Source organism: Calidithermus roseus (assembly GCF_003574095.1).
GTDB classification, from domain to species: domain Bacteria; phylum Deinococcota; class Deinococci; order Deinococcales; family Thermaceae; genus Calidithermus; species Calidithermus roseus.
The window spans coordinates 1-25,876 of record NZ_QWLA01000040.1 but is presented as its reverse complement, the minus strand read 5'-3'; the positions used below and the strand labels follow the sequence as shown (position 1 = coordinate 25,876).

General features: G+C 62.6%; 34 protein-coding genes and 1 pseudogene. 6 read left to right on the top strand and 29 right to left on the bottom strand.

Annotated elements, in window-relative coordinates; all coding sequences use genetic code 11:
• Positions 1-69: 69 nt before the first annotated feature.
• From Mrose_RS10845 to Mrose_RS10785, 13 genes are all read right to left on the bottom strand, one after another.
• Positions 70-453 (bottom strand): hypothetical protein, encoded by a 384-nt coding sequence (locus Mrose_RS10845; protein WP_119278145.1) that lies wholly within the window; start codon positions 451-453, stop codon positions 70-72.
• Positions 454-554: 101 nt separating this feature from the next.
• Positions 555-740: a hypothetical protein gene (locus tag Mrose_RS10840; protein ID WP_182482767.1), complete on the bottom strand. Its 186-nt coding sequence runs from the start codon at positions 738-740 to the stop codon at positions 555-557.
• A gap of 84 nt (positions 741-824) precedes the next feature.
• Complete coding sequence (locus tag Mrose_RS10835) at positions 825-1,991, bottom strand: serine hydrolase (RefSeq protein ID WP_119278143.1); 1,167 nt, start codon at positions 1,989-1,991, stop codon at positions 825-827.
• Between the two features lie 29 nt (positions 1,992-2,020).
• Positions 2,021-3,157, bottom strand: a complete 1,137-nt coding sequence (locus Mrose_RS10830; RefSeq protein WP_119278141.1) for a methyltransferase — start codon at positions 3,155-3,157, stop codon at positions 2,021-2,023.
• A 23-nt stretch (positions 3,158-3,180) separates the two neighbouring features.
• Complete coding sequence (locus tag Mrose_RS10825) at positions 3,181-3,531, bottom strand: SdpI family protein (protein WP_119278139.1); 351 nt, start codon at positions 3,529-3,531, stop codon at positions 3,181-3,183.
• Between the two features lies 1 nt (position 3,532).
• Positions 3,533-4,558, bottom strand: coding sequence for a radical SAM protein (locus tag Mrose_RS10820; protein WP_119278137.1), 1,026 nt, complete (start codon positions 4,556-4,558; stop codon positions 3,533-3,535).
• Positions 4,559-4,581: 23 nt separating this feature from the next.
• A complete protein-coding gene (locus Mrose_RS18595; RefSeq protein ID WP_147371622.1) occupies positions 4,582-5,202 on the bottom strand; it encodes a hypothetical protein in 621 nt (206 codons plus the stop codon).
• 359 nt (positions 5,203-5,561) lie between these two features.
• On the bottom strand, positions 5,562-6,083 hold the full coding sequence (locus Mrose_RS10810) for a helix-turn-helix domain-containing protein (protein WP_119278133.1): 522 nt from the start codon (positions 6,081-6,083) through the stop codon (positions 5,562-5,564).
• A gap of 306 nt (positions 6,084-6,389) precedes the next feature.
• Positions 6,390-7,427, bottom strand: coding sequence for a hypothetical protein (locus Mrose_RS10805; protein ID WP_119278131.1), 1,038 nt, complete (start codon positions 7,425-7,427; stop codon positions 6,390-6,392).
• Positions 7,428-7,523: 96 nt separating this feature from the next.
• Positions 7,524-7,937 carry a type II toxin-antitoxin system VapC family toxin gene (locus Mrose_RS10800; RefSeq protein WP_119278129.1) on the bottom strand — a complete coding sequence of 138 codons (414 nt, stop codon included), beginning with the start codon at positions 7,935-7,937 and terminating at the stop codon, positions 7,524-7,526.
• Positions 7,934-8,155 (bottom strand): ribbon-helix-helix domain-containing protein, encoded by a 222-nt coding sequence (locus tag Mrose_RS10795; protein WP_119278127.1) that lies wholly within the window; start codon positions 8,153-8,155, stop codon positions 7,934-7,936. The genes Mrose_RS10800 and Mrose_RS10795 overlap by 4 nt, the downstream gene beginning before the upstream one ends.
• Positions 8,156-8,177: 22 nt before the next feature.
• Positions 8,178-8,399: a hypothetical protein gene (locus Mrose_RS10790; RefSeq protein ID WP_119278125.1), complete on the bottom strand. Its 222-nt coding sequence runs from the start codon at positions 8,397-8,399 to the stop codon at positions 8,178-8,180.
• Between the two features lie 37 nt (positions 8,400-8,436).
• Positions 8,437-8,907, bottom strand: coding sequence for a hypothetical protein (locus Mrose_RS10785; protein ID WP_015586371.1), 471 nt, complete (start codon positions 8,905-8,907; stop codon positions 8,437-8,439).
• Positions 8,908-8,972: 65 nt separating this feature from the next.
• On the opposite strand from Mrose_RS10785, the pseudogene Mrose_RS19805 reads away from it, so the two are divergent.
• Positions 8,973-9,261 (top strand): annotated as a pseudogene (locus Mrose_RS19805) (transposase); the annotation flags it as partial.
• A gap of 21 nt (positions 9,262-9,282) precedes the next feature.
• Here Mrose_RS19805 and Mrose_RS10780 read toward each other — a convergent pair.
• The 12 genes from Mrose_RS10780 to Mrose_RS19795 form a co-directional block, all read right to left on the bottom strand.
• The gene (locus Mrose_RS10780; protein WP_015586370.1) at positions 9,283-10,098 is read right to left on the bottom strand and encodes a transposase; all 816 of its coding nucleotides are present in this window, start codon (positions 10,096-10,098) and stop codon (positions 9,283-9,285) included.
• Between the two features lie 508 nt (positions 10,099-10,606).
• On the bottom strand, positions 10,607-11,032 hold the full coding sequence (locus Mrose_RS19800) for an IS5 family transposase (protein ID WP_015586368.1): 426 nt from the start codon (positions 11,030-11,032) through the stop codon (positions 10,607-10,609).
• Between the two features lie 125 nt (positions 11,033-11,157).
• Positions 11,158-11,955 carry a cytochrome P450 gene (locus Mrose_RS18875; RefSeq protein ID WP_157413565.1) on the bottom strand — a complete coding sequence of 266 codons (798 nt, stop codon included), beginning with the start codon at positions 11,953-11,955 and terminating at the stop codon, positions 11,158-11,160.
• 453 nt (positions 11,956-12,408) lie between these two features.
• A complete protein-coding gene (locus tag Mrose_RS10765) occupies positions 12,409-12,903 on the bottom strand; it encodes a hypothetical protein (RefSeq protein ID WP_013012849.1) in 495 nt (164 codons plus the stop codon).
• Positions 12,904-12,921: 18 nt separating this feature from the next.
• Positions 12,922-13,635 carry a kanamycin nucleotidyltransferase C-terminal domain-containing protein gene (locus tag Mrose_RS10760; protein ID WP_245533680.1) on the bottom strand — a complete coding sequence of 238 codons (714 nt, stop codon included), beginning with the start codon at positions 13,633-13,635 and terminating at the stop codon, positions 12,922-12,924.
• A gap of 147 nt (positions 13,636-13,782) precedes the next feature.
• A complete protein-coding gene (locus Mrose_RS10755) occupies positions 13,783-14,757 on the bottom strand; it encodes an aldo/keto reductase (protein WP_013012847.1) in 975 nt (324 codons plus the stop codon).
• 35 nt (positions 14,758-14,792) lie between these two features.
• On the bottom strand, positions 14,793-15,590 hold the full coding sequence (locus Mrose_RS10750) for an ABC transporter permease (RefSeq protein WP_013012846.1): 798 nt from the start codon (positions 15,588-15,590) through the stop codon (positions 14,793-14,795).
• Complete coding sequence (locus Mrose_RS10745; protein WP_013012845.1) at positions 15,591-16,382, bottom strand: ABC transporter permease; 792 nt, start codon at positions 16,380-16,382, stop codon at positions 15,591-15,593.
• 2 nt (positions 16,383-16,384) lie between these two features.
• Positions 16,385-17,371 (bottom strand): ABC transporter ATP-binding protein, encoded by a 987-nt coding sequence (locus tag Mrose_RS10740; RefSeq protein WP_013012844.1) that lies wholly within the window; start codon positions 17,369-17,371, stop codon positions 16,385-16,387.
• Positions 17,372-17,434: 63 nt separating this feature from the next.
• Positions 17,435-18,067, bottom strand: coding sequence for a DUF6423 family protein (locus Mrose_RS10735; RefSeq protein ID WP_244403988.1), 633 nt, complete (start codon positions 18,065-18,067; stop codon positions 17,435-17,437).
• 528 nt (positions 18,068-18,595) lie between these two features.
• Positions 18,596-19,771 carry an FAD-dependent oxidoreductase gene (locus tag Mrose_RS10725; protein ID WP_015586365.1) on the bottom strand — a complete coding sequence of 392 codons (1,176 nt, stop codon included), beginning with the start codon at positions 19,769-19,771 and terminating at the stop codon, positions 18,596-18,598.
• Positions 19,772-19,899: 128 nt separating this feature from the next.
• Complete coding sequence (locus Mrose_RS19795; protein WP_081439936.1) at positions 19,900-20,136, bottom strand: RRXRR domain-containing protein; 237 nt, start codon at positions 20,134-20,136, stop codon at positions 19,900-19,902.
• A gap of 334 nt (positions 20,137-20,470) precedes the next feature.
• On the opposite strand from Mrose_RS19795, the gene Mrose_RS10715 reads away from it, so the two are divergent.
• The 4 genes from Mrose_RS10715 (at position 20,471) to Mrose_RS10700 (ending at position 21,717) form a co-directional block, all read left to right on the top strand.
• The gene (locus tag Mrose_RS10715; protein ID WP_245969836.1) at positions 20,471-20,674 is read left to right on the top strand and encodes a DJ-1/PfpI family protein; all 204 of its coding nucleotides are present in this window, start codon (positions 20,471-20,473) and stop codon (positions 20,672-20,674) included.
• A gap of 27 nt (positions 20,675-20,701) precedes the next feature.
• Positions 20,702-20,962 (top strand): type II toxin-antitoxin system Phd/YefM family antitoxin, encoded by a 261-nt coding sequence (locus Mrose_RS10710; protein ID WP_119278121.1) that lies wholly within the window; start codon positions 20,702-20,704, stop codon positions 20,960-20,962.
• Complete coding sequence (locus Mrose_RS10705; protein ID WP_119278119.1) at positions 20,959-21,375, top strand: type II toxin-antitoxin system VapC family toxin; 417 nt, start codon at positions 20,959-20,961, stop codon at positions 21,373-21,375. Before Mrose_RS10710 ends, Mrose_RS10705 begins: the two co-directional genes overlap by 4 nt.
• A gap of 99 nt (positions 21,376-21,474) precedes the next feature.
• Positions 21,475-21,717, top strand: coding sequence for a hypothetical protein (locus Mrose_RS10700; RefSeq protein WP_147371621.1), 243 nt, complete (start codon positions 21,475-21,477; stop codon positions 21,715-21,717).
• A gap of 862 nt (positions 21,718-22,579) precedes the next feature.
• Here Mrose_RS10700 and Mrose_RS19405 read toward each other — a convergent pair.
• Both Mrose_RS19405 and Mrose_RS10685 read right to left on the bottom strand, forming a co-directional pair.
• Complete coding sequence (locus Mrose_RS19405; protein WP_245969834.1) at positions 22,580-22,801, bottom strand: MbcA/ParS/Xre antitoxin family protein; 222 nt, start codon at positions 22,799-22,801, stop codon at positions 22,580-22,582.
• Positions 22,802-22,856: 55 nt separating this feature from the next.
• Entirely contained in the window at positions 22,857-23,804 is a 948-nt protein-coding gene (locus Mrose_RS10685) for a LysR family transcriptional regulator (protein WP_119278115.1), read from the bottom strand.
• Between the two features lie 102 nt (positions 23,805-23,906).
• On the opposite strand from Mrose_RS10685, the gene Mrose_RS10680 reads away from it, so the two are divergent.
• The gene (locus tag Mrose_RS10680) at positions 23,907-24,815 is read left to right on the top strand and encodes a manganese catalase family protein (protein WP_119278113.1); all 909 of its coding nucleotides are present in this window, start codon (positions 23,907-23,909) and stop codon (positions 24,813-24,815) included.
• 276 nt (positions 24,816-25,091) lie between these two features.
• Here the strand turns inward: Mrose_RS10680 and Mrose_RS10675 are convergent, their stop codons facing one another.
• Both Mrose_RS10675 and Mrose_RS10670 read right to left on the bottom strand, forming a co-directional pair.
• Positions 25,092-25,406 (bottom strand): hypothetical protein, encoded by a 315-nt coding sequence (locus Mrose_RS10675; protein WP_119278111.1) that lies wholly within the window; start codon positions 25,404-25,406, stop codon positions 25,092-25,094.
• Positions 25,407-25,592: 186 nt separating this feature from the next.
• A partial coding sequence (locus Mrose_RS10670) for an RNA-guided endonuclease InsQ/TnpB family protein (RefSeq protein WP_147371620.1) occupies positions 25,593-25,876 on the bottom strand: 284 nt, incomplete at its 5' end.

Here is a 25,876-nt window from a genome sequence, read left to right as displayed (position 1 = left end):
CTGATTCTGGCAGAACGAAAAAAGGGGGGCCGTAGCCCCCCTTCCCATGTACGCCAGCTTTGACCCCGCTCAGAACGCCAGGTCGTCCGTGCTCTCACCCCCCTCCTTCGGCTCCTCCGCCAGGATCACCACCGCCTTGCCGCTCACGGGGTGGGCGTTGAAGAGCACGGTGAGGCCCTTCTTGTTTGGGATGGCGGTGCCGACGCGGGTCCAGCGGGTCTTTTTCTCGCCGTCCTTCTCGTACTCCACCGGCGTGAGCACCCGATACGGCCCCTCGCCCACCGCGATCTCCTCGGAGATCACCACCGCCCGCCCGTTGATGGGTACAGCGTCCAGCAGCAGGGACAGCCCCTTGCTGTTCACGAACGCGGCCCCGATGCGGTTCCAGAAGGTCTTCTCCTCGCTGACCTCGACCGGTACGAAGACCCCGATGCTGTTCGATTCTTTGCTCATAGAGCACCTCCTACCCCCTGCCCCCCTTCCGGTGGGGCCTTACGGGGTTGCTTCGTGCTGTGGGGCCTGGAGGGCCAGGCCCCCTGGCTTCGCTTTGCTGTTCAATCCGGGCGCTTGCGCTCCTCGCCTGTACTTTCGATCCACTCCTCCACCTCCAGCGCCCCCTCCCGGATCCACGCCTCGAGCTGGTCCTCCGCCTCAAATCCCGCCAGAACACGGGCGAACTCCTCCGAGGGGAGGTACTGCCACTGGGGGCCCTTGAGAGCCGCCGGGTCGCGGAATTCCACTGTGCTGGCGATGCCGTCAGCTTGGCTCCAGTGGATCCAGTACAGCTTTATGGCTATACCGGGGTCCGTGCTGCTGGCGGACCGCTACTGCAGGCCAGCCAGAACCTCTAGCAAGCCGCCATATAGGGACACAAAGCGGCCCTCATCGAGCATGGTCTGGCCATTCCATGTGGCTACAACACAATACCGGTGACCCTGGTTGGAGCTTAAGGAGACAGTGAGGTTGAGCACCCCAGGCTCACTACCGCCCTTGTAGGCGATTCTGCGCCAGCCCTTCGGCCGTACAGGACCGGGGTTGATGGCCATGAGCGGTAGATCCGCAACCCCTTCGATCAGACGGCAGAGCTCGCGAGCGCTGAAGAACCACTCCACCTCCGGGGCTACCGGCCCACCTGTAAATAGGGTGGGCGGTGGGAGTGGGATCTGGCCCAGCTCCGGCAGCAACCTCCGCCTCTCGGCCTCGTCTGCACGGAGGTAGCGTTCGAGAATCCTGCGGTTCTCCGGGTTCTTGAGCGCGAAGGCCTCACGAGTGGAGAGGAGGGGGCGGTTTTGGCCCGACCAGTGCTCCACCTGTTCCCGACCCAACACCGCGAGAAGCGCATCACTCGCTGTGTTGTCGCTCAAGGAGATCATCAGGGCGGCTAGAGTATATAGGGTGATTGGTGCGCCTTCAGGCCAATTTTGCAGCATCCCAGTAGGCAGACTCTTCCATTGGGGACGCAGCTCTACCACCTCAGACCAGGAACGCCTCCCAGCCTTTATCTCCTCCCATAAAGCGTTCAGTATCGCCAGCTTGAAGCTCGAGCCTACCGCCAGGGACTCGTCAGGGTTCAGCCCGGCCAGCTCCTCTCCGTTCCGAAGCACCAACAGGCTTACCTTCCCGGGCAACTCGCGGAAGGCAGCCAGCGCCTGCTCCAGACTCGCAAGCCGGGGACGAGGCGTCAAAAACCGGAGCTGGGCGATGCGCCCCTCCGGATCCAGAACGATCACCGCAGGGACCTCCCCCTTTTCGAAGGACACCACGAACCCATCGTCCTCCGCACGGGCCTCCAAGTACCGGCCAAGCTGGGCCTCCAGGGCGGAGATCACCTGGTCGACCTGGGCCACAGGCACCTGCTGGAGAAAGCTGGTAGTAAACCACGCGGCTTGGGCCGGCCGCACGGTGAAAAGTCGTTCAAGGGCTGCAAGAGGTGAGGGCATCTGGCCTAGGGCAAGGGCGGTAAGCAGAACAATTGGGAGGGCCCGCGCCATCTATAGCCCCCCGTGCTCGGTGCTGCGGTTCACACGAACCATAACCCATCCGGGTTGACCCTCGAGAAGTTTTGGTACACCACCTTCCCCTTTGGCCCGCTGCGCGTGATATGCAGGGCGTACGGCACCGTGTGGGTGACGTTGAGCCGTCGGAGCCGCTCTGCCAGCCTGGCTGCGATCTCGTCGTATGCCTGGGGAGAAACTAACTGGGATGAGCTGACAAACCCCCGGAAGAAGGGGCTGGAGGGGTCCAGGGGAAAGCGGTTCAGTACGGTCAGCCGTATGACCAGATCATGAGTACGGGCCAGCTCCGCTAGCTCGCCTTCGATGACGAGGTCACCCTCATCCGCGAGCGTAAGACCTATAATCTGTGCTCGGCCTGTCTCACTAAGATGCTCGGGCAACCCCTGGATGATCTTGCGGGTAACAGCGAAGCCGTCTATGCCACCATGTCCTACAAAAGGGTAGTCCAGTTCCTCGGGGAATGGGACCAGCGGCGGGTTGGCGGCTACTAAGTCGTACTGCCGGTTTTCCGGAAGTTCGTCATACAGCGATCCTCCCCAGACCTGTATTCGGTCGTGCCGTCCGTTGAGCAGGATGTTGCACCAAAGCACCTGCCTTGCGAGGGGATTGATCTCGACCGCGTCGACCGACGCTGCGAACGATGAGCAGTGCAGGGCCTGGATGCCCGACCCTGAGCAGAGGTCCAGGCAGTGCTCGCCCGGCATCGCGTGCAACCGGGCAAAAAGCCCAATGGTGTCATCCCCGAAGTACACGTTAGGGTCCTGGTTTGGGGTGTCGATGAAAACGAGGTAGCCGAGGTAAGCCCATAGAGAAAGGCCCTTCAGTCGGGCCCAGCCCCCCTCGAGTTCCTCCGCAAGCTCCATCTCGAGCAGAACCCTCCAGGTTTCCCCTAGTAAGCCATCGAGGTAGCTCTGGTGGGCCCGCTTGTTCAGCAGCAGGAAGTCGATAAGTCCTCGGATTTCAGGGAAGGCAAGGTTACGGCAGGTCGTCCACTTTGCAGAGCTGAAGCAAAACGGGTTAAAGGCAGACACGAACTCCGCGTAACCGCAAGCGAGCAGGCGACCTCGAAGCTGGCGCAGCCGGAGAGCTAGCTCCTGCGGCCCCGCTGCCGCGTTGATGGTTAAGTCAGCTTGATTTTCCATAACGACCCACCGAGGTTACTAGCTCACAAGTTCCGATGGTATAAGAAAAGCACCAGAATGAGAACCAGCAGTGGCACGATCTCAAAAGCCAGCCCCAGTACGGTTAGGCTGTTGGGATCGAGCTTGGTGTAGCGATCTAGGAGTAGAAGGGCGATGCCCAGAACAATCATAACGATCGAGACAGTGATAGTAACTCGGCCCGCAAAGCGGTTGGCCTCGTACCAGATGGACGGATCGGCCAGGGTCTTGGACGTCCTGAAGCCATAGGTGCTGTTGGGAGGAACTTTCCCCTGCACCAGCGGGATGGACAGCCCGACCAACAGCGCCGCCACGATGAAAATTGAAACGGCTATAGCCATGGTTGTCCCACGCATGCTAAGACCTCAGGAGCGAAAACCGTAATAGGACGTCCCCCACGACCTCCTGATAGTGCTCGCGGATGACGCGCTTGATCTGCGGGCTTTGGTACATGAAGCGGCAGATGTCGCACTGGTGTGCGAAGCGGTTTTCCCACTCAATAGAGGGATCCTTCTGACCGGCCCAGGCCACGATCTTCTCCGGCCCGTCCACTGCAAGCCAGATCTTTATGAAATCATTGGAGGCCGCCTCGTACATATCGTGCATGTTGGCTTGATCGAGCAGCCCCAGTTTGACCTCAGGGATCTTCTCGGCCGTGATGCCACAACAGGCGAAAAGCTCCTTTTGGGGCGTAGCTACGATGGTGGAAAGGATGCTGGTACAGCCTGACCTCAGGTGGACGTTATCAGCGTTGATCAGACAGTTCGTGTCATACGGAACCTCGCCGTCCTCCATCGCGATCCACGGGCTTTCTACAATTGTCACGTTCGCATCCAGATCGTGCCCGTCGAACAGTCCCTGGGCCAGGGGGTGCTCGAGCAGTACCTGCTTGGTCACCCGGCGCTCGGCCTGCAGCTCCACCATGATGGCAACGCCTATACCGAGTTGGGCCGCTGCCCTTGCTCCATGGAGGATGTTCTCGATAGGAACGAACCGGGTGTGGTGATCACCTGTGCTGAGATTCAGCTCGGTTAATCCAGCGTCACGCAATTCGATCAGCCGGTGCAGGGCAGCCTTCTCCGACGACGCCCAGTAGCCGTTGGTGACGCAACGGGTGGCTAGACCGAAGCGTGTAGCGAGGGTTACCGCCTCTACCAAGTCGTCGCCCAGAAGGAAGCACTCCCCGCCAGAGAATGTCACTAAGCTGAGGGATTCGAAGCGGGCTGCCTGACGGATGTACCTGAGGATGTCTTCTTGGGGTATCCGGCCCGGTACCCAAGGGTGCGAGCCGAAACAGCAATTTGCGCAGGCCGCCGTACACCTAAAGGTGGGCAGTACGGTTAGGCAGGAGGGGCCTGGTTTCCACGGTCTAACCGTATTCATAGCGGCTCCCTCATTCCGAAGCCTCACAGGCCTGGCTGCTCCTGAGCATGCCTGGTGAAGAGGTCGACGAACTGGATCCACTCTGCAACCATCGAACTGCGGCTGTCAATGGACTCGCCACTGGTGTTGGTATTGGCATTGTAGTTGGCGTTAGCGTTGGCGTTAGCGTTGAGATTGGCGTTGGCGTTGTAGTTGACGTTAGCGTTTACCTTCCAGTTGGCGTTCGCTATCACGTTAACGTTGACGAAGATGAAGACCACAGTAGGCCTGACCCCGGCTTTGCTTAGGTTGCCGCTGATCGCGGCTGCCAGGCGAGAGGCATACTCCCTTATCTGGGAGTCTGCAATCTTCAGCTCGAGGATTTCCCTGACCTTCGGGTCTGAGACTAACACGTTGACCTGATCCTCGATCACCCGTTTCCACAGAGAATCAGGGGAAGTCAGGTCTTTTTCCACCTCTCGCAAGAAGCGGACGTCAAGCCGGTCGTTGGTCATGACGTTCCGTATCTGGCTTAGGGCCGGGTAGCGCTGTACGATGGCCCCAAGCCGCTCGCGTAGCACCGTATTGCCAACGAGATAAAACAGCAGTCGGTTGGCCTTGCTGATGTTGAGCCGGCTGTCCTGGGAGACGATGTTGTGCTGCACCAGAGTTGCGACTGGGTTCTCGACGAACTGCGATTGCAGAGCGTGGTCCTTGGGTAGGGTGCTGACAAAGCTCAGAAGCTGCTTCTCTTGGGCCGTGAGCTCGACGATGAGTGGCTCTTCCGTCTTGTTGATTGGCTTAAGTGGCCGCAGGACGTGAGCAGGAGACCACTGGCTGTGCCTACGAACTCTAGGAACTTCCTTCGGGTGCTGGAATGCCGCTTGCCTCCCGCAGAAGGAAAGGCCTCATCCCTAGGTTGCTGTCCCATGCCACCACCCCCAAAGTGCGCTAGGTGGTCCCATTATGGAGTGGTCATTTATTGGAACTCAAGTTAAAAATCCATATCCGAGCTAGTAAAAACTCACATGCTGCACCATTTCTGATAGTGCGGAAGCATGCCGAGATAGTACAGTGCGATCTGCACGCGGTTTTTGAGACCAAGTTTTTCCTGAAGGGAGGATACCCAGTTGTACACGGTTCGTCTAGACACACCTAGAGCTAGGGCAATATCGGCGTCACAAAGACCAAGCGCCACCCGGCGCATTACCTCCCGCTCGCGGGCGGTCAAGCTGTCCGGGCTTAGTGCGGGAATTTTGTGGAAACTCCGACCCTCAGCGACCTCCCGCAACCCCTCGAGCACGTCCTCAGGACCCGCCGACGTGGCGAGAATGCCCTCCGGCGCGAGGGCAATGAGGTCTCGCAGGTAATGCGGAGAAGGGCACTCCGTGACGACGAGTGCGGGCCGGGGCAACTCCGCAAAACCCCACAGGGCGAAGCCCCACGGCGCGTCCAGCACCAGGTGGACGGAGTGGAGAAGCTGTGCGGACTCGAGCAGGGCCGTACCGTGGCGCTGGATGGTGCTGACGCCGCTGTAACAGGCCATATTGCACTCATTCTGGCACAGTGTTCTCGAGCAACGCAACCGTTGAGATCCATGTTGGGAAGTAGCCTTTTGCACTTTCCCGGAGTGGTTTTTCAATCCTGAGGGATGCACGCCTCCCCTCGCCTGGCCAGCGGATGTCGGATCCAGTTCAGCCACGAAGCAGGCATCCACATCTCTGCCCACCAAAGCGGAGCACGACGTGCCCGTTGGCATACTGATGGCTTCAACTCGCCGGATGATTCTGGCCCCCAAAAAAGAACCCTCCAAGGATAAGGACCATCCTCGGAAGGGCAAATGGACGCTTACCTAGCCGTACACCGGCGCGGTGTACACCGCCTCCCCGCTCGAGTCGCGGTAAGCGACGGCCCGAACGGGGGCATACCCGGCCCGGTGGAGTTCCGCCTTCAGCGCCCGCAGGGCGGACACCTCCTTCAGCAGCTCCCACAGCCGGGCCTTCTTCCGGGGCGGGGTGGGCAGTCCCTTGAGGGCGGAGGCGACTTCCGTCACCGACCACCTCTCGGGGGGTGGGTGCCCGAGTTCCTCCAGCGCTCCCCTCACCTTCTCCTCCCTGGCGGGGAGGGCCTCCACCAGGTCGTGCAGCCCCTCAAGGTCGTCGGCCTCTCCCAGGGCGAAACCCGCGCCCTCGAGCAGCCGCAGGGTCTCTTGCGAGACGACGCCCTTGGAGAAGTGCGGGTTGCCGGCGAGCTCACCCTCCCGCTCGAGGCGAGAGCTTGCCCGGACCTCCTCGCCGGAAGCGAGGAAGCGCTCGAGGAACCGCCTGGCCTCGGCCACCCGCGGGTCGGTCGCCCCCGCATACCGATCCAGGACCATCCCCTTCACGGCCTTCAGGGCGAGCTTCTTCCTGCCCGCCTTGAAGCTCACGGTGACGGCGTTGCCGTCCACCTCGAGGACGGTTCCCTGCCCGTGCTGGGGGTGCCTGATCCGCGCCCCCTTGCGGACGCGGGTCGGGATGTCCCAGGGGTACACGTCATAGACGCGACCTTCCGGGGATTTCCAATGGCCGACGGGTTTGACCCCTTTGACCTCCTCCCTGAGGCGGTCATCCTTGCGGACGACCATCGTGGAGGCAGTCTCCTGGACGAGGCGGCTGCGGGTCTTCTCCAGGGCCTCCTTCAGGGCCGCCCAGACGATGAGGGCCACCCGGTCGCCCTTGGGGAAGCGCTCGAAGCGCCACCCCTCGCGGGCCGCCCTGAAGAACTCCTCCTTGCTCACCTCGTCCTTCCTGAGGACCTGCCGGAGACCCTCGAGGGCCTCCCCTACGCTCCGAGGCTCACGCCCCAGAGCCGCCTGGACCCGGCTGCTCCAGACCGCCGTGCTGATCATGGTTTTACCTCCTGGGAACAGGATACCACAGAGAGGTAATACAGTGCGGCTCTTATCTCCCTGTCAGGGCGAGGGGCGGAGGGGCAAGAAGCCCCCTCAGCCCGCCCAGAACGGCAGCTCCCTGAACACCCCCAGGTCGCGGTAGTTCAGCGTCCACACCGGGGCTTTGGACCGCAGGGCCAGGAGCACCACGCCCGCGTCCTCCAGGGTGCCCCTCCACTCCGGCCTCGAGGCCAGCAGCACCCGGATGGCCTCGAGGTCTTCCAGCCCGAGCGGAACGACCTCCAACGCCTCCACCATCCGTTCCAGGGCCCGCCGGGCTACCGCCGCACCCCCCTCGAAGAGCAGCCACTTGTACACCTCGAACACTACCGGCAGGGGGGTGATCAGGCGGCTATTCCCCTCAGCCAGCGCGCGGAACCCGCGCACCGCCGCCTCGTGGTCGGGGTCGGCGGCGTGGAAGAGCGCGATCAGCGGCCCCGCGTCCAGAACCAGCCTCTGCGGGGTCATCGCTCCTGGCGGTACAGGCGGTCCTCAGCCCCTTCCCCGGCGCTCCCTGAGGCCTTCTCGACGACCCCAGCCAGCTCCAAAAGGGCCGCCGGGTTGCGGCGCAACCTGGCCTCCAGCGCTTCCTGCACCAGGGCCGAGAGGTTGGTCTGGGGGTGCTCCTTCAGGTAAGCCTCCACCACACGGGCGAGGTCGTTGGGCAGGTAGATAGTGGTTCGCATGGGTTTATCATACCATGTAATACTACTCCACCTTCAGCCACCGCCCCCGGTCGTAGCTCTGGAGGGTCTGGTACACCGTGCGCATCTCTTCCAGGCTCCCCTCCTTCCAGGGCCGCCACTCCCACACCCGCTCGCTCCCCTTGAGACCGAACTCCAGCCGCACCCGCCCCTCCTCATCCTGCCGCAGCCGGTAGGCATAGACCTGATTCCTGAAGACCCCGATGGTGATCGCTAGCGTTTTCATGCCCACCGGAGGGGGGCGGCTCCTGCCGCCCCCTGGTTCAACCCTTGACCAGCCGAGCTATCTTCTCCAACGCGTCCTCTCTTTTGAGGTTGACCACGGGCACGCCCCACCTCGAGGCCAGCCGGATCGCCTGCCCCGTGCCACCAGTTTCCGGCCCGCATTCTTGCTCCGACTCGGCCCCGTCCGGTGTCCAGCAGAGGACGAAGGCCACCGGGTCGTTCAGGTCGAGCCCCAAGATCTGGTGGGAGTTCCGGGCCATCAACCGCTGTACCGCCGGTGACAGACGCCCCCAGGCCGGATGCAATGCTGCCGCCAGCCGCACCGCCTCCGGGCTCGGGGCTTTCAGCGCCCCTTCCCGGTAGCCGTTGTATCCCGGCCACGGCAGAAACACCTCAACTGCTCCACCGCCCGCACGGGCCCCCCGCTCAAACGCCCGGTCAGCCCCTTCTGCCCCACCCGTTCGCAGCGCCCAGCCCCGCTCCGCCAGCCGCCGGGCAATCTTCCCCATCAGCTTTAGCACATCCTCGGGCGCACGCCTGCTTCCTACCCCAGCATAGGTTTTCATACCCCGTGCGCTGGGGCGTCCTGCCGGGCAACACCGGGGAGATCTGGGCCCGGGGCCGGGTGGAAGATTCGGGCTTGGGCCCGGTCCTGGGGGACCGGGGGTTCCGCTAGGTGGAGGGAGTGGATGGGGAGAAACTGGATAGAGGTGCGCTTTGGCGTCCTGGTCAGGTCTTTCCGGCTTCGCCAAGTAGAGAGCAAGAGCTTCGGGGGCCTCGTAGCCCGGATAAACCTCCTCATCCTAGCCCACAATCTGGTTCGCAGTCATGTCCTCCTCAGAATGGCTGGGGTGGGGCTATGAGGTAGCAAACGAAGGTATACCTTACGCGGTCAGTTGAGCTTTGATCTGCTGTAGTTCCTGAAAAGCAGCCCGACTGGCAACCAGATAGAGCTTGGCCTTGAGGGCGAAGTAGTTGATTTGGGTCTGGTGGGAGAGGAGTTCCAGCTTGACAAAGGCCCACATAGCCGCAAAGAAATGGTTGGCCTGGGTGGTCAGGGTCTTGGTAGGCGACTTGGCCAGGGCAGCGTTTTGTCGGATGGATTGATGAAAGCGCTCGATCTCCCATCGTTTTTGATAGAGCTCGATCATCCGTTCAAAGTCCAGGGTGGTATCGCTGCTACACAAATACAACACCCCCTGGCTCCCATCTTCGTGGGTGAAGACTTGCCGAACCCGCAGCAGGGGGAAGGGAACCCCTTCCAGATATACCTGCCGGGGGGTGGGGTCTTGGTAGTCCAGACCCTCCACTCCTGTCCATTGACCCCTTTGCTGTTGTTCTTGGCTCATAGGGGGTGCGCACAGCGCATACCGGCGGTGCCGATAACCTGGCGCTACCTTGCGATTGCTTTTGAGCGGCATCACAAAGTGCTTCTTCATGTCCAGCACGATAAATCGCATGTTCGCCGCCGAGGCAAGCCAGACGTCGTTGAGCACGTGCTGGAAGGGAATCTGGTTATGCACTGCGGTTTGCAGCAGGTAGCGGGCGTGTTCATTCTTGCTCACCTGGCTGCGGCGTTTGCGCTGGCCACTTTTCTGATCTACATAGACTTCCGTCTTCTCCACCAGCACGTAGCCTACCGGCAAGGTCAGCCCCTGGCTGTGATACAACAGGCTCACAAAGTTGATCCCCTTGACCATCCGCTCTTTGCTATTGCCAGGCCACTATATCGTTCTCGTCCGTGTAGGGTTTCTCCAAAATGCTATCATCCAGAATCAGCACCCCTTCCTCACGCTGTATCTTTCGCACCGTGGCTTTGACCTTGCGCCACAACTGCACCGAGCCTTGTCAATCTCCCCCCAGCATGCGGGTGATCTGGTCGTGGCTTATGGCTCCATCCACCATCCGCGACAATCCTGTGGCCGTCGCCGCTCCAAAGCTGCTCAACAAGTAATCGGTGTACAAATCCAGGGGCTGGGGATTCACCTTATGAACTACTCGCAACCAACTTTGGTTGGAGTTTCGCGCGACCATCCTCACAGGCTCAAACGTGTGTAGGACACTCGCCTGCGGCTCCCTTTACGCGCATCCCCGTTCCGGGGACGACCTACAAAAACAGTATACAGGACTTTGTCCTGGCGGGGCTATCCTTCCCCGACCAACCGAACTGCGGTCTGGTCGGGGACTGCCGCCCCACACCCCTTCCGTTCAAGAGACGGCCCCCCGTGTTCTGCCGCTTTCTCCCTTTGACCTTCTTCGCCCCGTCGTGTCCCCGGGGCCCCCTTTTTCCGTGGTCTTGACGGACTGACTATCCATGACAAGAGCGCTGGGGCAAGCCTGCCTTCCTTCTCGCTCCCGATCCCACCGGACCAGGGCCTGGGCCACCCGCTCCCAGACCCCCTCCTTCTGCCACTTGCGGAAGTAGTGGTAGACCGTAGACCAGTGGGGTAAGTCATGGGGCATGGCCCGCCACTTGATGCCGTTTTCCAGGACGTAAAGTATGGCGCTGACGATCTCCCTCCTCGGCACCTTTGCGGGTCGGCCACCGGGCTTGGGGGCGGGGATCAACGGCTCCAGGATGGCCCACTCCGCGTCCGACAGGTCGCTGGGGTAAGATCTCCGTGTAGAAGCCACCCTTCAAGTATAGCGGACTTTTACGACAGTCTCTCAGCTTTGCCGCGTAAGGTGAGTTACTGAATCACCGGCTCGGCTTCCGACGAAAAGTGTGGCTCGAATCTTCTGAAATACGCATGCTGCCATTACCATGATACCCTCAGCTCAGTAAGCCCACGAAACCCGAACGCGGGCCGCCATATAAGCCTGCTGGTCTGCAAAGACAAGCTGCCTTTCCACTGTAGAAGAATCTCTAGAGCTTTTCCCCCTATCAGGCGGGCTAGCGGGGCACCTAGGCAATAGTGGGTTCCTCCGCCAAAGGCTGCTGTACGGTCCAGCTTCCTTTTTAAGTCAAGCCGGTCCGGATCGCTCACCCAGCTGGGATCACGGTTAGCCGAGCCCAGGACTAGGTACACGACTTGGCCCCGCTCGATCCCTTTACCCTGAAAAACGAAGCTCTCAGTTGCCCAGCGGCCAACGATCTGCACTGGGCTTTCGAAGCGCAAGAGTTCCTGGACTGCGTAGCCCAGCAACTGCGGGTCCTCCCTGAGAAGCTTGAGCTGGTCCTGGTGGCTCAAGAGTACCAACACGCTGTTCGTAATGAAGTCAGCGGTGGTCTGGGTACCAGCGTCGAGCAAGGCCAGCAGGTTCGCGACGAATTCTGTTTGGCTGACCTGTCCTAATTCCCGCGCAGCTAACATGCCAGCCAGCACGGTTCCCTGGGGGCTCCCCCCAGCCTCCCCCGCGAGTCCTTCTACCAGCTGGCCATACTCGGCCACCGCCCGGTTGGCTCTTAGAAGCTCTTCCTTGGGAGAGGAAGAGCTCACACTGGAGATCACCCCGATCCAGGCGCGCAACTCCTCGAACGAACTCTCCGGAACGCCCTGCAATTCCGCCAACACCCTGAGTACCAGCGGAAGAGCATACTCGTTGAGTACATCCATGGAATGCTGGTCCTCGATGTCCTGTAGCAGCTTGCGGGCGACCCACTCGACTCGCGGGACTACACCAGCGACTGCACGCGGAGACAAAAGCGGCCCCATCACCGCCCGCAGACGAGCGTGACCAACAGTATTCTGAAATCCCACCTGTTGAGCCATCATCCGCAAAAAGCCACGGTATGGCTCGGAAATGGGTCTTCCAGAGGGGACTCCCCTCCCAGTAGCCGGTCGTCGTCGCGACAACCGCGGATCCCTGAGGAGGCTCGCGATGTCGGCGTGGCGGAATACATACCACGCTCCGGCGCGCGTGTGGGGAATCCCCCAGTGCACAGGGTCCGACATACGCAGGCGCGCGTACGCTGGATAGGGGTCGGCAAGGACCTCCGGCGACAGGGGGTCAAAGGGTGGGACTGGGGCCGTTGGGGGCATAGCTCTGGACTTCACCACCTTCTAAAGTTACGGAGCCTCCTTGTCCACTTTTGGTGCCCTTTCCGCTCGCAACTGGGAAACGCCGGGCGTCGAGGCCCGGGGTTTCTTGTTAGGGCGTGCCAGTTCGATCCCGACGACTCGTCCGTCCGGAAGAACCCTTACACCAACCAGCAGGTCATAGTTCTGGGCTCGCTTCAGTTCAGCCTCCCAGGCCGGGTTGCGCAGGTCGAAGATGGCGCCCTCTCTCCAGGCAGGTCGGCGCTCATCAGAGCAGTCGTGCAGCAGTTTAAGTGTGGCAAACTGGAAGCGACCCTGGAGGTCGGTCCGAAGGGCGATGACCCTGGCGTAGCAACATGTCGTGTCCATCCAAGGGCCAAAGTCCGGCAACTCGCCGCCATCAGCAGCACCGGCATTCCCCGGACCTCCAATACGCTGGGCATCCATTTGGACGAAGAGCTTCGTCACCACCGCCTGTAGTTCCTCTATCCTTTCCTCGAGTGTTCGGGTGTCCTTATTAGCCATCCTCCTCCTCCACAACGCTTATCGTTTCGATCCGGGCCCACCTCCCCCGATCTGCTCCCGGGGAGGTCCTGCCAGGGACGGTTCGACTTGGACGTGGACGCCAAGGGTTGCCACATGTTGCACAACCCCCCTCACTGCGGCTTCGCAACAACGATGGAGCCCCTTGGCGCTGCGCAGATCGCCGTTGCGGAACTTCTCCACGAGGCTCTTAACCGCGGGCAGCAGCGACGGCAGTCGGAGGATCTCGTCGGGTGTGCGCGACCAAGAGGTGAAGTATGCCCGGTTCATGAGGGCGGAGATCATGGCCACATCCCACGCGAGGTTCCAGGCGATCCATCGCATTGCAGGGGCGTCGTCGCGTTTTCGGGCATTCTCCAGCTTGGCGAAGTTCTCCAACAATTCCCCCACGATCCCCTCGCGAATGGCTTGCACGAACGATCCGGACGGCAGCTGATCAACGAGCAGCTTTAGCTTGGGCCAGTGCCCCTCCGGGTCGTACAGGGATAAGACCGAGACAAACTGGTCTACGCACAAGGGCCAGGTCAGGTCTACCCGCTGCAGGCGCCGGTAGACCGACCCCACGGTGTGGAATTCGACGCTGATTTTGAGCCCTTGCACGTAGCGCTCGTCCCTGCCGGGGGTGGGTGAGCTTCGCATGAGGACCGACATCTCCAGGTCGGAGTAGGGCTCGTCGGAGCCCCGTGCGGTGGACCCATAGATTCCGATGGCCACAACCGCGTCCGAGTAATGGCCCAGGATCCAATCTGCGATGTGCCGGGCCCTCTCGAGGCGTTCCCGGCGGGTAGTTGCTCGGAGGATCGGGAGAGGTTTGTCCCGTGCGTGCATACCGTCGCCAACTCCGATAAGGACAGTAGGTGGTCAAGTGGTGCTCGCGGTTGAGCTTTTGCCACCTATAATCCGCTCGATCTGTGCCACGGCCTCGGGTGCGAGCACTACCCCGGCCGCACCAAGGTTTTCCTGAAGCTGCCCTATCCCGGTGGCTCCCACGATGGCGCATGAAAGCTCCTTGCGTCGCAAAACCCAAGCTAGCGCGAGCTGAGCCCGGGTCATTCCGTGCTCGGCAGCGACCGCCGCCAATTCCCGCACACGAGCGAGGTTGTGAGGCGTCAGCAGAGCTTCCTTCAGCACCTTATGCCGGGCCAACCGGCTACCGGGGGGGATCCCGTCGTCGTACTTCCCGGTGAGCACCCCCATCGCCAACGGGCTCGTGGCCATCAAGCCCAATCCGAGCGGCTCCGCCTCCGGCGCCAGGGTGTTTTCCCACCGCTTCCTGTAAAGGATCGAGTAGTCAACCTGCTCGCAGATAGGTGGATGCAGCCCATTCGCCCTGGCAAACTCGCATGCACCCGCCAGCCGTGCGACAGGCCACTCGCTGGTTCCCCAGTAGAGGATAAGCCCCTGATCAACGAACGCGCTCATGGTCGTGACAATCTCCTCGAGGGGTACATCCGGGTCGTGGCGGTGAGCAAAGTAGATATCCAGATAATCCGTTCGTAGCCTTTGAAGGCTGGCCTGCAGAGAGGCGCGCAGGTGCTTGCGGGAGAGGCCCTGGCTATTGGGACACCCGGACACAGGCCATCCCGCCTTCGAGGCGAGGACGAGGGTGCTGCGTGGGTACTCGGCGAGCACGCTGCCCATGAGTTCTTCAGCGCATCCGTTCGCATAGGTGTCCGCGTTATCGAAGAAGTTGACGCCGGACTCGTAGGCCAGACACACGATCTTCTTGACCTCGCCCACATCCTTCACGCAATCTCCGAAGCTGGCCCAGGCACCCAGGGCGATCTCGGAGACCTGAAGGCCCCACTTACCGACCTTGCGATACCTCATGCCCATTAAGCACCCCCACCGCTATCGCCGCAGGTTGGCTCTCAGTTCCCAGTCCCCTCATAAGCGCGGAGGGCCCACGACCACGCCAGCAGGCACAAGCCGAAGAACGCGCCGGCAGCGACCAAAGCCTCGGCAAGGGCGATGGTGCCTGCTGTGCGTGTGTGCTCGTCGAGCAGGAGAGCGGCAGGAACATAGCCGGTCAGCGCCAGCGGGACGACGAACGTCAGGAGAAAGGCCCCGGTTCGACCGAAGATGGGAAGCGGGTACTTGGCGAACTCGGTTAAGCTCCACAAGGTCGTGATGGCGTCCAAACTGCCGATGACCCGCATGGCTACGGCAGCCCCCAGGATCATGAGCCCGAGATAGATGAACGCGCCCAGGAGAACAAATAAGAGGACCGTGGCAACCTTACCGGCAGTCCATTCCACCCCGGCCGCGGACGCTCCATGGAGGACCAGGATCAGCCCGGTCAGGCATCCTGAAATCCGCTCGAAGTGGATCCGCTCAGTGAGGAGCTGGAAGAGTACCCCGAGCGGACGGAGCTTGTAGAGCAGCAGGCTGCCGTCCTGGGCGTAGCTGCCGACCCACCATAGGCTCTCCCCCAGAGTGTCGGCAAGGCCGAGCGCCATTCGGTTCAACCCGTAAAGCACGAGCATCTCGGGGAAGGTCCAGCCGCGGACTTGCGGCACGTGTGTGAAGATGACGGAGAAAAGCACCAGGGTCAGGGCCTGCTCCAGGAGCACGGTGAGCACGCCAGCGGTATAGTCCACCCGGTACTGCTTCCAGGTCGCGAATTGCAGCCTCAGGGCGGCCAGCGCGAGGGCGAGGTAGTGGGTCATTTATCCTCCTTGCACGTTGAACCGCTGGCGTACTCGTCCGAGGAGGAAGCGGGAGCTTGCAGCAAGCACCAGGAGCCAGAACAGCTGCACCGCCAGTCCGCGGAAGATCTCGCTCTCCGGCATGGACGGCTGCAGCATGCGCGCAGGAAGGTAGATAAAGGCCTGGAAAGGCAGCAGACTGGCTAGAAGGGCGTAGCGATCCGGCAGCAGGTCAATGGGGAAAAATGCCCCGCTCAGGAGCGCCACGACCAGGGCCTTGGCTTCGTTGATCCCCTGCTGCGCGCTAGTGTAGAAAGCCGAGAGGCTCATCAAGAACTCGAAAAAGTAGGCACAGGCAAAACCCACCACCAGGCTCAGGAAGAACCACCCCAACCGCCACTCGCCAGCGCTCCAGGCCCCGGAGACGAACGCTGCGGTGGCGTAGGCCGGCAGCGCCATGACCAACTGTCCGGCCTTCTGCCCTAACCACCGGGCTAGGAGGGCATACTCCAGTTCGACCGGCTGTACCAAGTCGTACACAACGGTTCCCACACGGACGCGCTGGGCAAAGAACCCCCAGGCAGGCCCGCCGGTGAATCGCGCTGCGAGTCGCGCGGTCAATAAGTACAAGTAGAAAGCAGCGAAGTCCCGATCCGCAAATGACCCTGCGGGTACGGAAAGGAAAACCGCGCGCCACAAAAAGTAAAATGCCACCAGGAGCGCCAGCTCTCCGACGACCCAGACCGCGGCCGCTCTACGGTATGCGAGGGCCAGCTGAAATCCGACACGGAGGTTGGCGGTATAAGGGATCATCTCTACCTTGCTCCCCGGTAGACCCGCCGGAGTACCTCCTCGATCGAGGGTTCGTGGGTGGTCATCTCCCTGACCGGGGTTTGTGGAAGAAGGCGCGCAAGCACAGCCGCAGGGGCTCCTCCCCCCTCATGGGCGACGCACACCCAGCCGTCGTGGGTGTAGACCTCCCGTACTCCGCCCAGCCCCTCAAGCCAAGCGCGCACCTGATCCGCCCCGGCTTCGAGCCTTAGCCGGAGCTCGGGGAGTACGCCGTGCTGGGCTCGGAGTTGTCGGAGGGTTCCGTCGTAGAGGACTCGGCCCTCGTCGAGCAGGACGATACGATCGCTCAAGGCTTCAACATCGTCCAAGTCGTGCGACGTCAGGATGACGGTCGTCTGTAGATCAGAGGCCACCTGACGGATAGCGGACCGCAGCAACGCCTTGCTGTCGAAGTCCAGGCCGATGGTAGGCTCATCGAGCAGGAGCACCCTGGGGTGGTGGAGGAAGGCGAGGGCCAAGTCGCACCGGACGCGCTGTCCAAGGCTCAGCTGGCGTACCGGCTGCGAGAGCAACCCCTCGATGCCGAATTGCCGGGCCATGGCACCGATGCGCTGATCCAATCCACTCTGGCTGAGGCGATACACCTTGGCGTGGTAGCGGAGCGACTCCAGCACCGGCAGGTCCCAGAAAAGCCGGGTGCGGTGGCCCATCACCACCCCGAGTTCCAGCTGGTGGGCGGTGCGCTGGCGGAACGGGTCTCGGCCCGCCACAACAACCCGACCCGCCGAGGGGCGGACGATCCCCGCGATGATCTTGATGGTTGTGGACTTGCCTGCCCCGTTGGGTCCGATGTAGCCGACCACCTGCCCCTGCGGGACGGTGAGGCTGATGTTGTCCAGGGCGGTAATTTCCCGGTAACGCGGCTTCACCAGGCTCCGCACGAAGCCCCCGAGGCCACGCCCGGGCTCGAGCACCCGGTAGCGTTTGGAAACCCCCTCCAGGACAATCATAAGCCGGCTGATCCTACAAAAGCGGAGGCCATAAGGCCTCCTCTGAACGGCACCAGCACTCCTTCAGGCTCGCTCCCGCGGCCGGATGCCGCCCGAATGGGCTTGGGGGAGGTTCGTGAAGGAGAGGATGTCGATTTCCCCAGGCTGCACGATCCTTACCGGTGTTTCGACCTCAATCTTGGGCAGATCGTCACCGAAGCCGTGCCTCGTGATGTGCTCGTAGTAGCGGTCCAAGGCCCCGGGCAGGTCGATCCGCGGGGTGTCCTGCTCAAGCCCGGTATCGTCGGACTCGTCCTCGTCTTCGTCAAAGATGCCGTCGGTTAACCCCCCGCGGTTATGCGACAGGATCATGTAGTTGCCGGAGATGTTCAGCCGCGCCATCTTGAAGATGGCGTCGCCCGGACGGACCTCGCCATCCCAGAAAAGGATCGCGCCCCGGTCCGCCAGGTACTTGGCCTTGCGGAATTGGCGCGAAAGCAGCAGATTCGTAGGGTTTTGCAGCGGGAGCGAAACCCCTTCTCCGAGGGTGATCTGCCAGCACAGCCAGGGCTCATCGGTCAGGTTGGTCTCCGCCTTGACCAGCGTGTATTCCCCGGGCTCCGGGATCGGCACCCGCATGACGATAGTGACCCGGTTGACATCAATCGCCCCTGAGACCATGATGGTGCGGCTCTCCATGTCGATGGTAGCCGCCATGTGCAAGTCCTTCGACCTCAGCATCTTTCCCTCCGTCGTGTCTGCAAGGAAACCTAGACCCTAACTCCTCTCAACCCGCACAGCGGCAGAGTTTTCCCAAGTCTGATCTCGCAAGCACTACCGCTGCCAGGAGTACCCAAGATCGATCTACGGCTCTCACCCCCTTTTCGTCTAAGCATAAGTAGTTGTAAATGAGGCGGGAAAGCTCTTGAACCAGGCGGCGGGGATCGCCGAGCCCATCCGTCACACGGCGCCTGCAGTAGCCCCATTCCTCACAGATTGCGGACTTCAAGAGCTGGATCAGGCTGTCGGCCTCGCGCTGCCCCTCTGCCTCCAGATCCTCCAACAGCTCAGCAGCCCGCTCGCTATGGCTTGCGCGTTCGATCCAGCACAGCTGTGCGGTCAGATCCTGGGCGACGTGGCAGAGCCCGAAGACCGCGTGGAGCTCGGACGTTCCGTAGCGCATGAGTACCATGGCGCGCTCCAACTCTTCCTCGGGGAGGTAGTAAGCGCCTGACCGGTGCTGGGTCATCGCACACCTGCCTTCAGCGGGAAACTGACGGCGAAATTCCCCCGAACCGTGAAGGAAGCTGGACGGCTGCCACTGAATTTTTCGATGAGTGCCGGGATGATCACTTGTGCGGCCAGCCTAGCCCCATCCACGTTCTTGGCGGCGGGACCAAGCGTCAAAGAGGCCAGTGGCCCGGCTGCGAAGAGGCCTGGGTGGCCGCTGACCTCAAGCGTGCCGTCCTCCAGGACCGGGTAACGATCGGCGAGGAGCTCGACCTCATCCGGCAGAAGCTGCGTGTCAGGGGATAGGCCGGTCGCCAAAATCACCAAGTCCACATGCTCATCGGCGCCCGATGACAGGTTGAGTTCGAGGCGGCCGCTGGCTGATGCTCGGACAGCCAACACCGTGGCATGACGGTGAACCCGTAAGACGCCCGCTTCTTCTAGGCTGCCCAGCCGCGGCAGGAACTCCAGCATGATGCTGCCACGGGATTCCTCCAGCAACGTACCGACCTTCCGGGCCAGGCTAGGCAGCCGCCGGAACCGCGCAATACCCTCCGTTCGGAAATAAGCCGTGTCGAAATCGGCACACCGGTAACGCTCCTCGCGGCGTAGGATCCACACGGGCCGTGCTCCGGCCTCGAGCGCCCGGAGGATGGTGTGGGCCGCGCTGAGCCCACTACCGACGACGGCGATCGTCTGGCCCGGGTTGAGCGCTGGCTTCGCGTATACCGAACACACCTGCGCGGGATAGCGGCGGGCAGCCTCCGAGAAAACCTGCGGCCACACAGCCTCGCGGTTGCCCGCTGCCAGGATGACTGTCTTGGCCCGGATGACCGGCCCCTCGGCGGTAGCGATCAGATATCCGTCCCGCCCCGGGTCAGGTCTAACCGAGATTACCCGCGCGCGGTAGGCGATCTTGCGGAGCTGATGTACCCCGATCATGTGGGTCGAGTGGCCGATGAACACGTCGAGCGGGACTACGGCGCGCTGGCCCGAGAGGCCCAGCCAGACCTGCTCGCGCTCGAGCGACGTCAACTGGTCGAGGTGAAGACGAGCGAAGTCTAGCATCTGCATGTCGCCGTCCGGGGCGATGTGGTGCTCGTAGGGGCTGCGCATGACCCTTTGCCCGGTGGCGTTCATGGCCTGGAAGAACTGCCCAGCGAGGAAGGAGTGTTTCTCCAGCAGGATCATCCGGCGCCGCAGGCTGGGTACGTGCCAGAGGTGGCAGGCTATGCCGCTGCCAATAATCCCGCCTCCAATAATCACGATATCTGCTGAAGTTGGGGGTAGGTCGGGGCGAACCGCCCGGAGTGAATGATTCACGCCCGGAAAAACACGACCGACTGGACTATCAAGAAGCTCAGGGTCATGCCTGAGCTCTTCGATGCTGTTGCATCGGCGGTTAACTTCCAGCATAGCCTCGAATTTAGATGACTCGGGACTCTTAACAATATAGGTAGAACTACAAACGCCCGGCCTCGGGTGAGCAGGAACCGAGCACGCTTCTCGCTGCAAGGCATGAGCGGCTTTTTTCTTTTGTCCAGCACGAAAACCATGTTTTCTCCTTCCCTTTCGGGACCCCTTACGGGGCTGGTGACGGATATGGGCGGACGCTCCCGTACCGCTCCCCTCGGCCATGTTGCGAACCGGTGCACGTCCCGATCCGTTTCGCGCACACCCCAAAGCTTGTCTGCAACCGGGACTGCCAGGGTCCGGGGCTGGGGAAGCACCCCGGAGTGGGTCTTGAACCTGTTCGCAACGTAGCGACATCAGCGCCTTGTCCATGGGCTCCATCGCTTGGCCTCGTCATAGACGGGCTCCAAGCCCCTGGCTTCAGCCATGGGGTCTACGACCTGCCTGTGCGCCGCGCAGTCAGGACTTACGGGTTGGTTGTCTTTCGATGGGGAGGCGGCCACCGCCTTCCTGCACTTCAGCGCGGACTACTTCCGGGTGCTGGCGCAGCGCTACGGGGAGCCCATCCGTCTCGAGGTGAACGGGAACCGGCTGGTGGCCGACCTCTCCCAGGCCCCCAGGACGCTCGCCGCAGCCCGTCGTCTGACCGGGAGGCGGGTAACGACTACCTGGCTTGACTGAATGATCTAGTCAGACTAGACTGATGAGATGCAACGCACCTGGCAGCTTCAAGAGGCCAAGGCCCGCTTTTCCGAGGTGGTGGAGCAAGCCCTGAAGGGCGAGGCCCAGACCGTGACCCGGCGGGGTCGGCCTGCGGTGGTGGTGCTCTCCTGGGAGACCTACACCCGCCTTCGCGGCAAGGATATCTCCCTCTTCGAGGCCCTCCGCCCGCCGGAGCCCCTCTCCGACGAGGAGGCCGAAGCCCTCTCCGACCGTTCGCGAGCAGGCTATCGGGAGGTCGGCTTTTGAGCTACCTGCTAGACACCAATGTGGTCTCCGAGGCCGCCAAGCGCCAGCCCCACCCCAGAGTCATGGCTTGGCTGGAAGGGCTCTCGGTGCAGGAGGCCTACCTTTCGGTACTGACCCTGGGGGAACTGGTGCAAGGAGTGGTGCGCGCGCCCGAGCCGCGCAAGCCGGTACTGGAGCGGTGGGTGGAAGACCTCAAGCGCCGCTTCGCCGGGCAGATTCTGCCGCTGGACATCGAAGTCATGCAGACCTGGGGCGCTCTCACGGGTGAGGCCATGAACGAAGGACGCCCCCTCTCCCCGCTGGATGCCCTGCTGGCCGCTACTGCCCTGCGCCACGGGCTCACCCTGGTCAGCCGCAACACCGCCCACTTTCGGGGCCTGCCCATTCGCCTGCTGAACCCCTGGGAGGGGTGACCCTTCTTCATGTAAACCACCGTCAAGGTCATCGCCACCGTCCACGGATCCCACCTGGGCGAGGCCATTGCCAACCCCGCCTACTTCCCGGTGGTGGGCGTGGCCAAGCACCTCGTCGAGCGCACCCTGGTCCAGGAGCGTCCCCCGGTGTTTCGCATGGCCCTCGAGGCCTACGCCCTGGGGCGCATCCGGCTCTACCCCAACCTCGACCAGGCAGTACGCGACATCCTGGCCAAGCGCCCCACCCCGGTGCTCGACTTCAACTTGCGCACAGGCGAGTACACCCGCACCGCCCACTACGCGGGCCTCGAGGGTGGAGCGGCTGTTCCCGAAAAGGCCTGAGCCCCACGGGGGTGCGGGCGGGGCGAGAGGACCCCGCCTGTGTTTTTTGGATTTCGTTTCATAAATAGATAAACAACCCCGTGGATCGCGGGGGATTTTAGCGTACCGGACGGGATTTATCACCACTTTCTCTCCGGTCGCCAGATGGCTTGCCTGGTGGTCGAGTGCCCCGAGCTCGAACATGGGCGTACTGGCAGGCCTACCCCCCCTCTCAAAATTGGGGGGGTCTGACTAGACCAAAATCTAGGCCGGGGCCTAGATTTCCCTCTAGTAGACCCCCCCCTTTTTTGATCCAGCTACCCCTCGACCCCGAGGGTCGGGAGCTGGAAAGCGAGAAAAGGCCTCGAGGTCAGGACCAGACAGGAAAACAGGACCAGGCCAAACAGCCCCATCGTTTCACGTGGAAAGGAATGCAGGGGGCTCACGCCCCCTCGTGCCTCAACCGGACAGCTGCCCACCCCCACCCGCTGCCTCAGTCCTCGAAATTGCTCCCAAAAACCCCCTGGCAGACGCCTGCCACCTTTGCGAAATCGGGGCATAACTTTACCTCGAAAAAATGCGATAAACATCGCGAATGGCAGAGGAATGACGTTTTGCGACTCTCCCTCCCCCGCCCCCTCCGAGGGGCCCTCGAGTACACCCTCGAGGGCAAACTCGAGCCCCCTCGAGCCCGACCTCGAGGGCAGCTCCAGTGCTCGCTCGAACCAGCCGGGCTCGAGCCTCCCGCCCCCGCAACAGAGGGAGGGGGAGGAGGTTACGGAAGGCGAGGGGCCATCGTACAACTGCAGATGGGGAAAGAGGGGGCGGGACTGACGCCCCGCCTAAGGGGAAGACGAGGTCGAAAGCGGAGGAAACCTCCACCCTAGCCCACTTCCTGGCAGGCGAGGAGGTAGGCCAGACCGCCCTGGACGCCCTGGTTGCGACACCCAAAGCCCGAATCGCCACATAGCTGGAAGCCAGGTTCGGTGTCCAGGTACGAGAGGGGGCTCGCGCCCTGCAGGAACACCTTGGGGCTGTTCATCCAGGAGACCGCCAGATGGGGCGAGCCGAAGAGCTCCTCGGCACGGCGCAGCAGGTAGATCACCCGGTACAGGCGGTTGGACTGCTCCCGGTTCAGGCGGCCCAGGCCCTTGTAGCGGTCAAGCTGGACAGGTTGTCTGGCCAGGTGGTGGGCTGCTGCTATAAACGACTCGCTGGCTCAGGCTGTGGAAGACCTCCCGGGCCTCGACCCCCAGGGCGAGGGCCACCGGACGCTTCAGGGCCCCCTCGCGCTGCACCAGGTAGACGGTGCGACCCGCACCTGGAGAGGTCAGGGGGCGCAAGCGCGTCCGCCTGTCCTCGGGCAGGGTCCACAGGGCTACCTCGGGCAGTAAGGTCAGCCCCCCCACCTCTTCCACCAGGTGCACCAGGGTTTCCAGGTCGCCGCTCTGGAACTCCACCCGCCGCCGCAACGGACCCGGACGGCAGACCGAGAGGATCTGCTCACGAAAGCAGTGGCCCTCCGAGAGCACCCAGGTGTCCTCGAGGGGAATCTCCACGGGGTGAAGGGCAGAACGGGCGTAGAGCGGATGGCTGGGGGCCACGTAGGCCACGAAGCCCTCCTCGAACAAGGAGGTCAGCTCGAGGCCAGGCAGCCCCTCCGGGGTGCCTATCAGTCCCGCGTCCAGCCTCCCCTCCAGCAAGCCTTGCAGAATCCCCGGAGTCAACTCCTCACGCACCGAAAGCTCCAGGGCCGGCCAGCGGCGCGTCAGCCGGGGCAAAAGCCGAGGCAGCAGGTAGGGTGCCAGGGTGGGGATGACGCCTACCCGGAACACTCCCTCGAAAAGTCCTTCCTCGCCCCCGACCAAAGCCCTCAGTTTCTCCACCTCCTCCAGCACCCGCCGGGCCTGGGCCACCACCCGCCGTCCCACCTCGGTCAGCTCAAGTGGCCGCTTGGTGCGGTCGAAGAGCCGAACCTTTAGCTCCTCCTCGAGCTGGCGGATTTGGATCGACAGGGCGGGCTGGGTCAGGAAAACCCGCTCCGCTGCTCGAGTAAAGCTTCTTTCCTCGGCCAGGGCCACCAGGTAACGAAGCCGCTCCAGTGTCATAAAACAAATTTATACTGGAAAGCCACGAAATCTATTGGACTTATTCATACACCCCCCCTAGCCTGGGAACTGCCTGGCCATGGTCAGGCAGGAGGTCTAGAGATGTTTTTGAGAATCGATCGCCTGCAAATCGAACTACCGATGCCAAAGGAGCAGGACCCCAACGCCGCTGCTGCGGTGCAGGCCCTGCTGGGGGGCCGCTTTGGGGAAATGTCCACCCTGATGAACTACATGTACCAGTCCTTCAACTTCCGGGGGAAGAAGGCGCTCAAGCCCTACTACGACCTCATCGCCAACATCGCCACCGAGGAACTCGGGCACATCGAGCTGGTCTCAGCCACCGTCAATAGCCTTCTGGCCAAGAACCCTGGGAAGGACCTCGAGGAGGGCGTGGACCCCGTGACCGCCCCCTTAGGCTTTGCCAAGGATGCTCGCAACGCTGCCCACTTCATCGCTGGCGGGGCCAACACCCTAGTCATGGGCGCCATGGGAGAACACTGGAACGGGGAGTACGTTTTCACCAGCGGCAACCTCATTCTGGATCTGCTCCACAACTTCTTCCTGGAAGTGGCAGCCCGTACCCACAAGCTCCGGGTCTATGAGATGACCGATAACCCTGTGGCCCGGGAGATGATCGGCTACCTCCTGGTGCGGGGCGGGGTCCACGCCGCTGCCTACGGCAAGGCCCTGGAGAGCCTCACCGGTGTGGAGATGACCAAGCTGCTCCCCATCCCCCGCATCGACAACAGCAAGTTCCCTGAGGCCAGGAAGTTCATGGAGCAGGGCTTCCACAAAAACCTCTACCGCTTCAGCTCCTCCGACTACCAGGACCTGGGGCTGATCTGGAACGGCCCCTCCCCCGAGGACGGAAGCACGGTAGTTGTGGTGGACGGGCCCCCCGCGGGCGGCCCGGTCTTTGACGCGGGCCACGACGCCGCCGAGTTCGCTCCCGAGTTCCACCCGGGTGAACTCTACGAGATCGCCAAGAAGCTCTACGAAAAGGCTAAGTGATGACCCCCTCGCGCCCCAGCCCGGAAGCCGGAGGATGGTAGCGCAGCCGACGCTTCGGCGTGGCCGGGTGGCGGGGGCAGTGCCAGCAGGCGCTCGAGTTCCTGCGGCTCCAGCGTCCGGAAGACCGACCGGTCGACCCACCAGCGACCCAGCGCCATGTACCAGCGGCCGTCCCCGGCTGAGCGGTACCAGCGTCTGAGGCCCGAATGGCCCGCCTCGTAACGAAGAATGGAGCCCCCTCCGGGGCTCCATCGCGTCTGTGCCTCGACCACCCGGTCAGTCCTCAGACGGCCTGCCGAGCGGGCGCTTGCGGGCGATGGGCACCCCCTGCTCGTGCATGCGCTGGGCGCTGCGGGCGGAGGCGGTCTTGATGTCCAACAACAGCGGGCCCTCGCCGGTCTCGAAGATCCCGTCGGTGTGGCCCCGCACGCAGAGTCCGGGGGCCACTTCCAGCTCGACCTCCCGCTCGACGGAGTGGAAACGCTCGCCGAAGGCCGCCGCCAGGTAGCCGCACACCCAGTCGTGCACAGCCTGGCCCAACTCGAAGATCGCCAGGCCTCGCGGCGTGGGAGAACGTTCGCAGAATTCCACGCGCTTCCCGCCACGCCGTGGCGGGGTGTGAGAGCGTCAATGGCTCAGCTTCAGGTAGGCTCTGGCCGCTTGCTTGGCTAACTGCCCGTCCAGGGTGGCCAACCCTTCCCCTCGCTCCTGGGCGCTGGTCAGTAGAAAGTCGTCCAGTGACGACTCCCCGTTCTGAAGAACGGGGCTTCTCGGTTCTCACGGAACGGCCCACGCCGTATCCATCCCCGAAGGCTCCGTCCGAGCCCTGGCCAGGACATTCAATGCCGCAGCCACGTCCCGATGAAAGTAGCCGCCGCACCCCGAGCACTGGAACTCCCTGACCCACAAGGGTTTCTTCTCCCGGTGCCCGCACACCGGGCAGTCCTGGCTGGTATGTTTGGGGTCTACCCCCACGACCCGCCTACCAGCTTCTTCCGCTTTGTAGGCGAGGATTTGGAGAAACTGTGCCCACCCCGCGTCCTGCACCCCCTTGGCGGTGC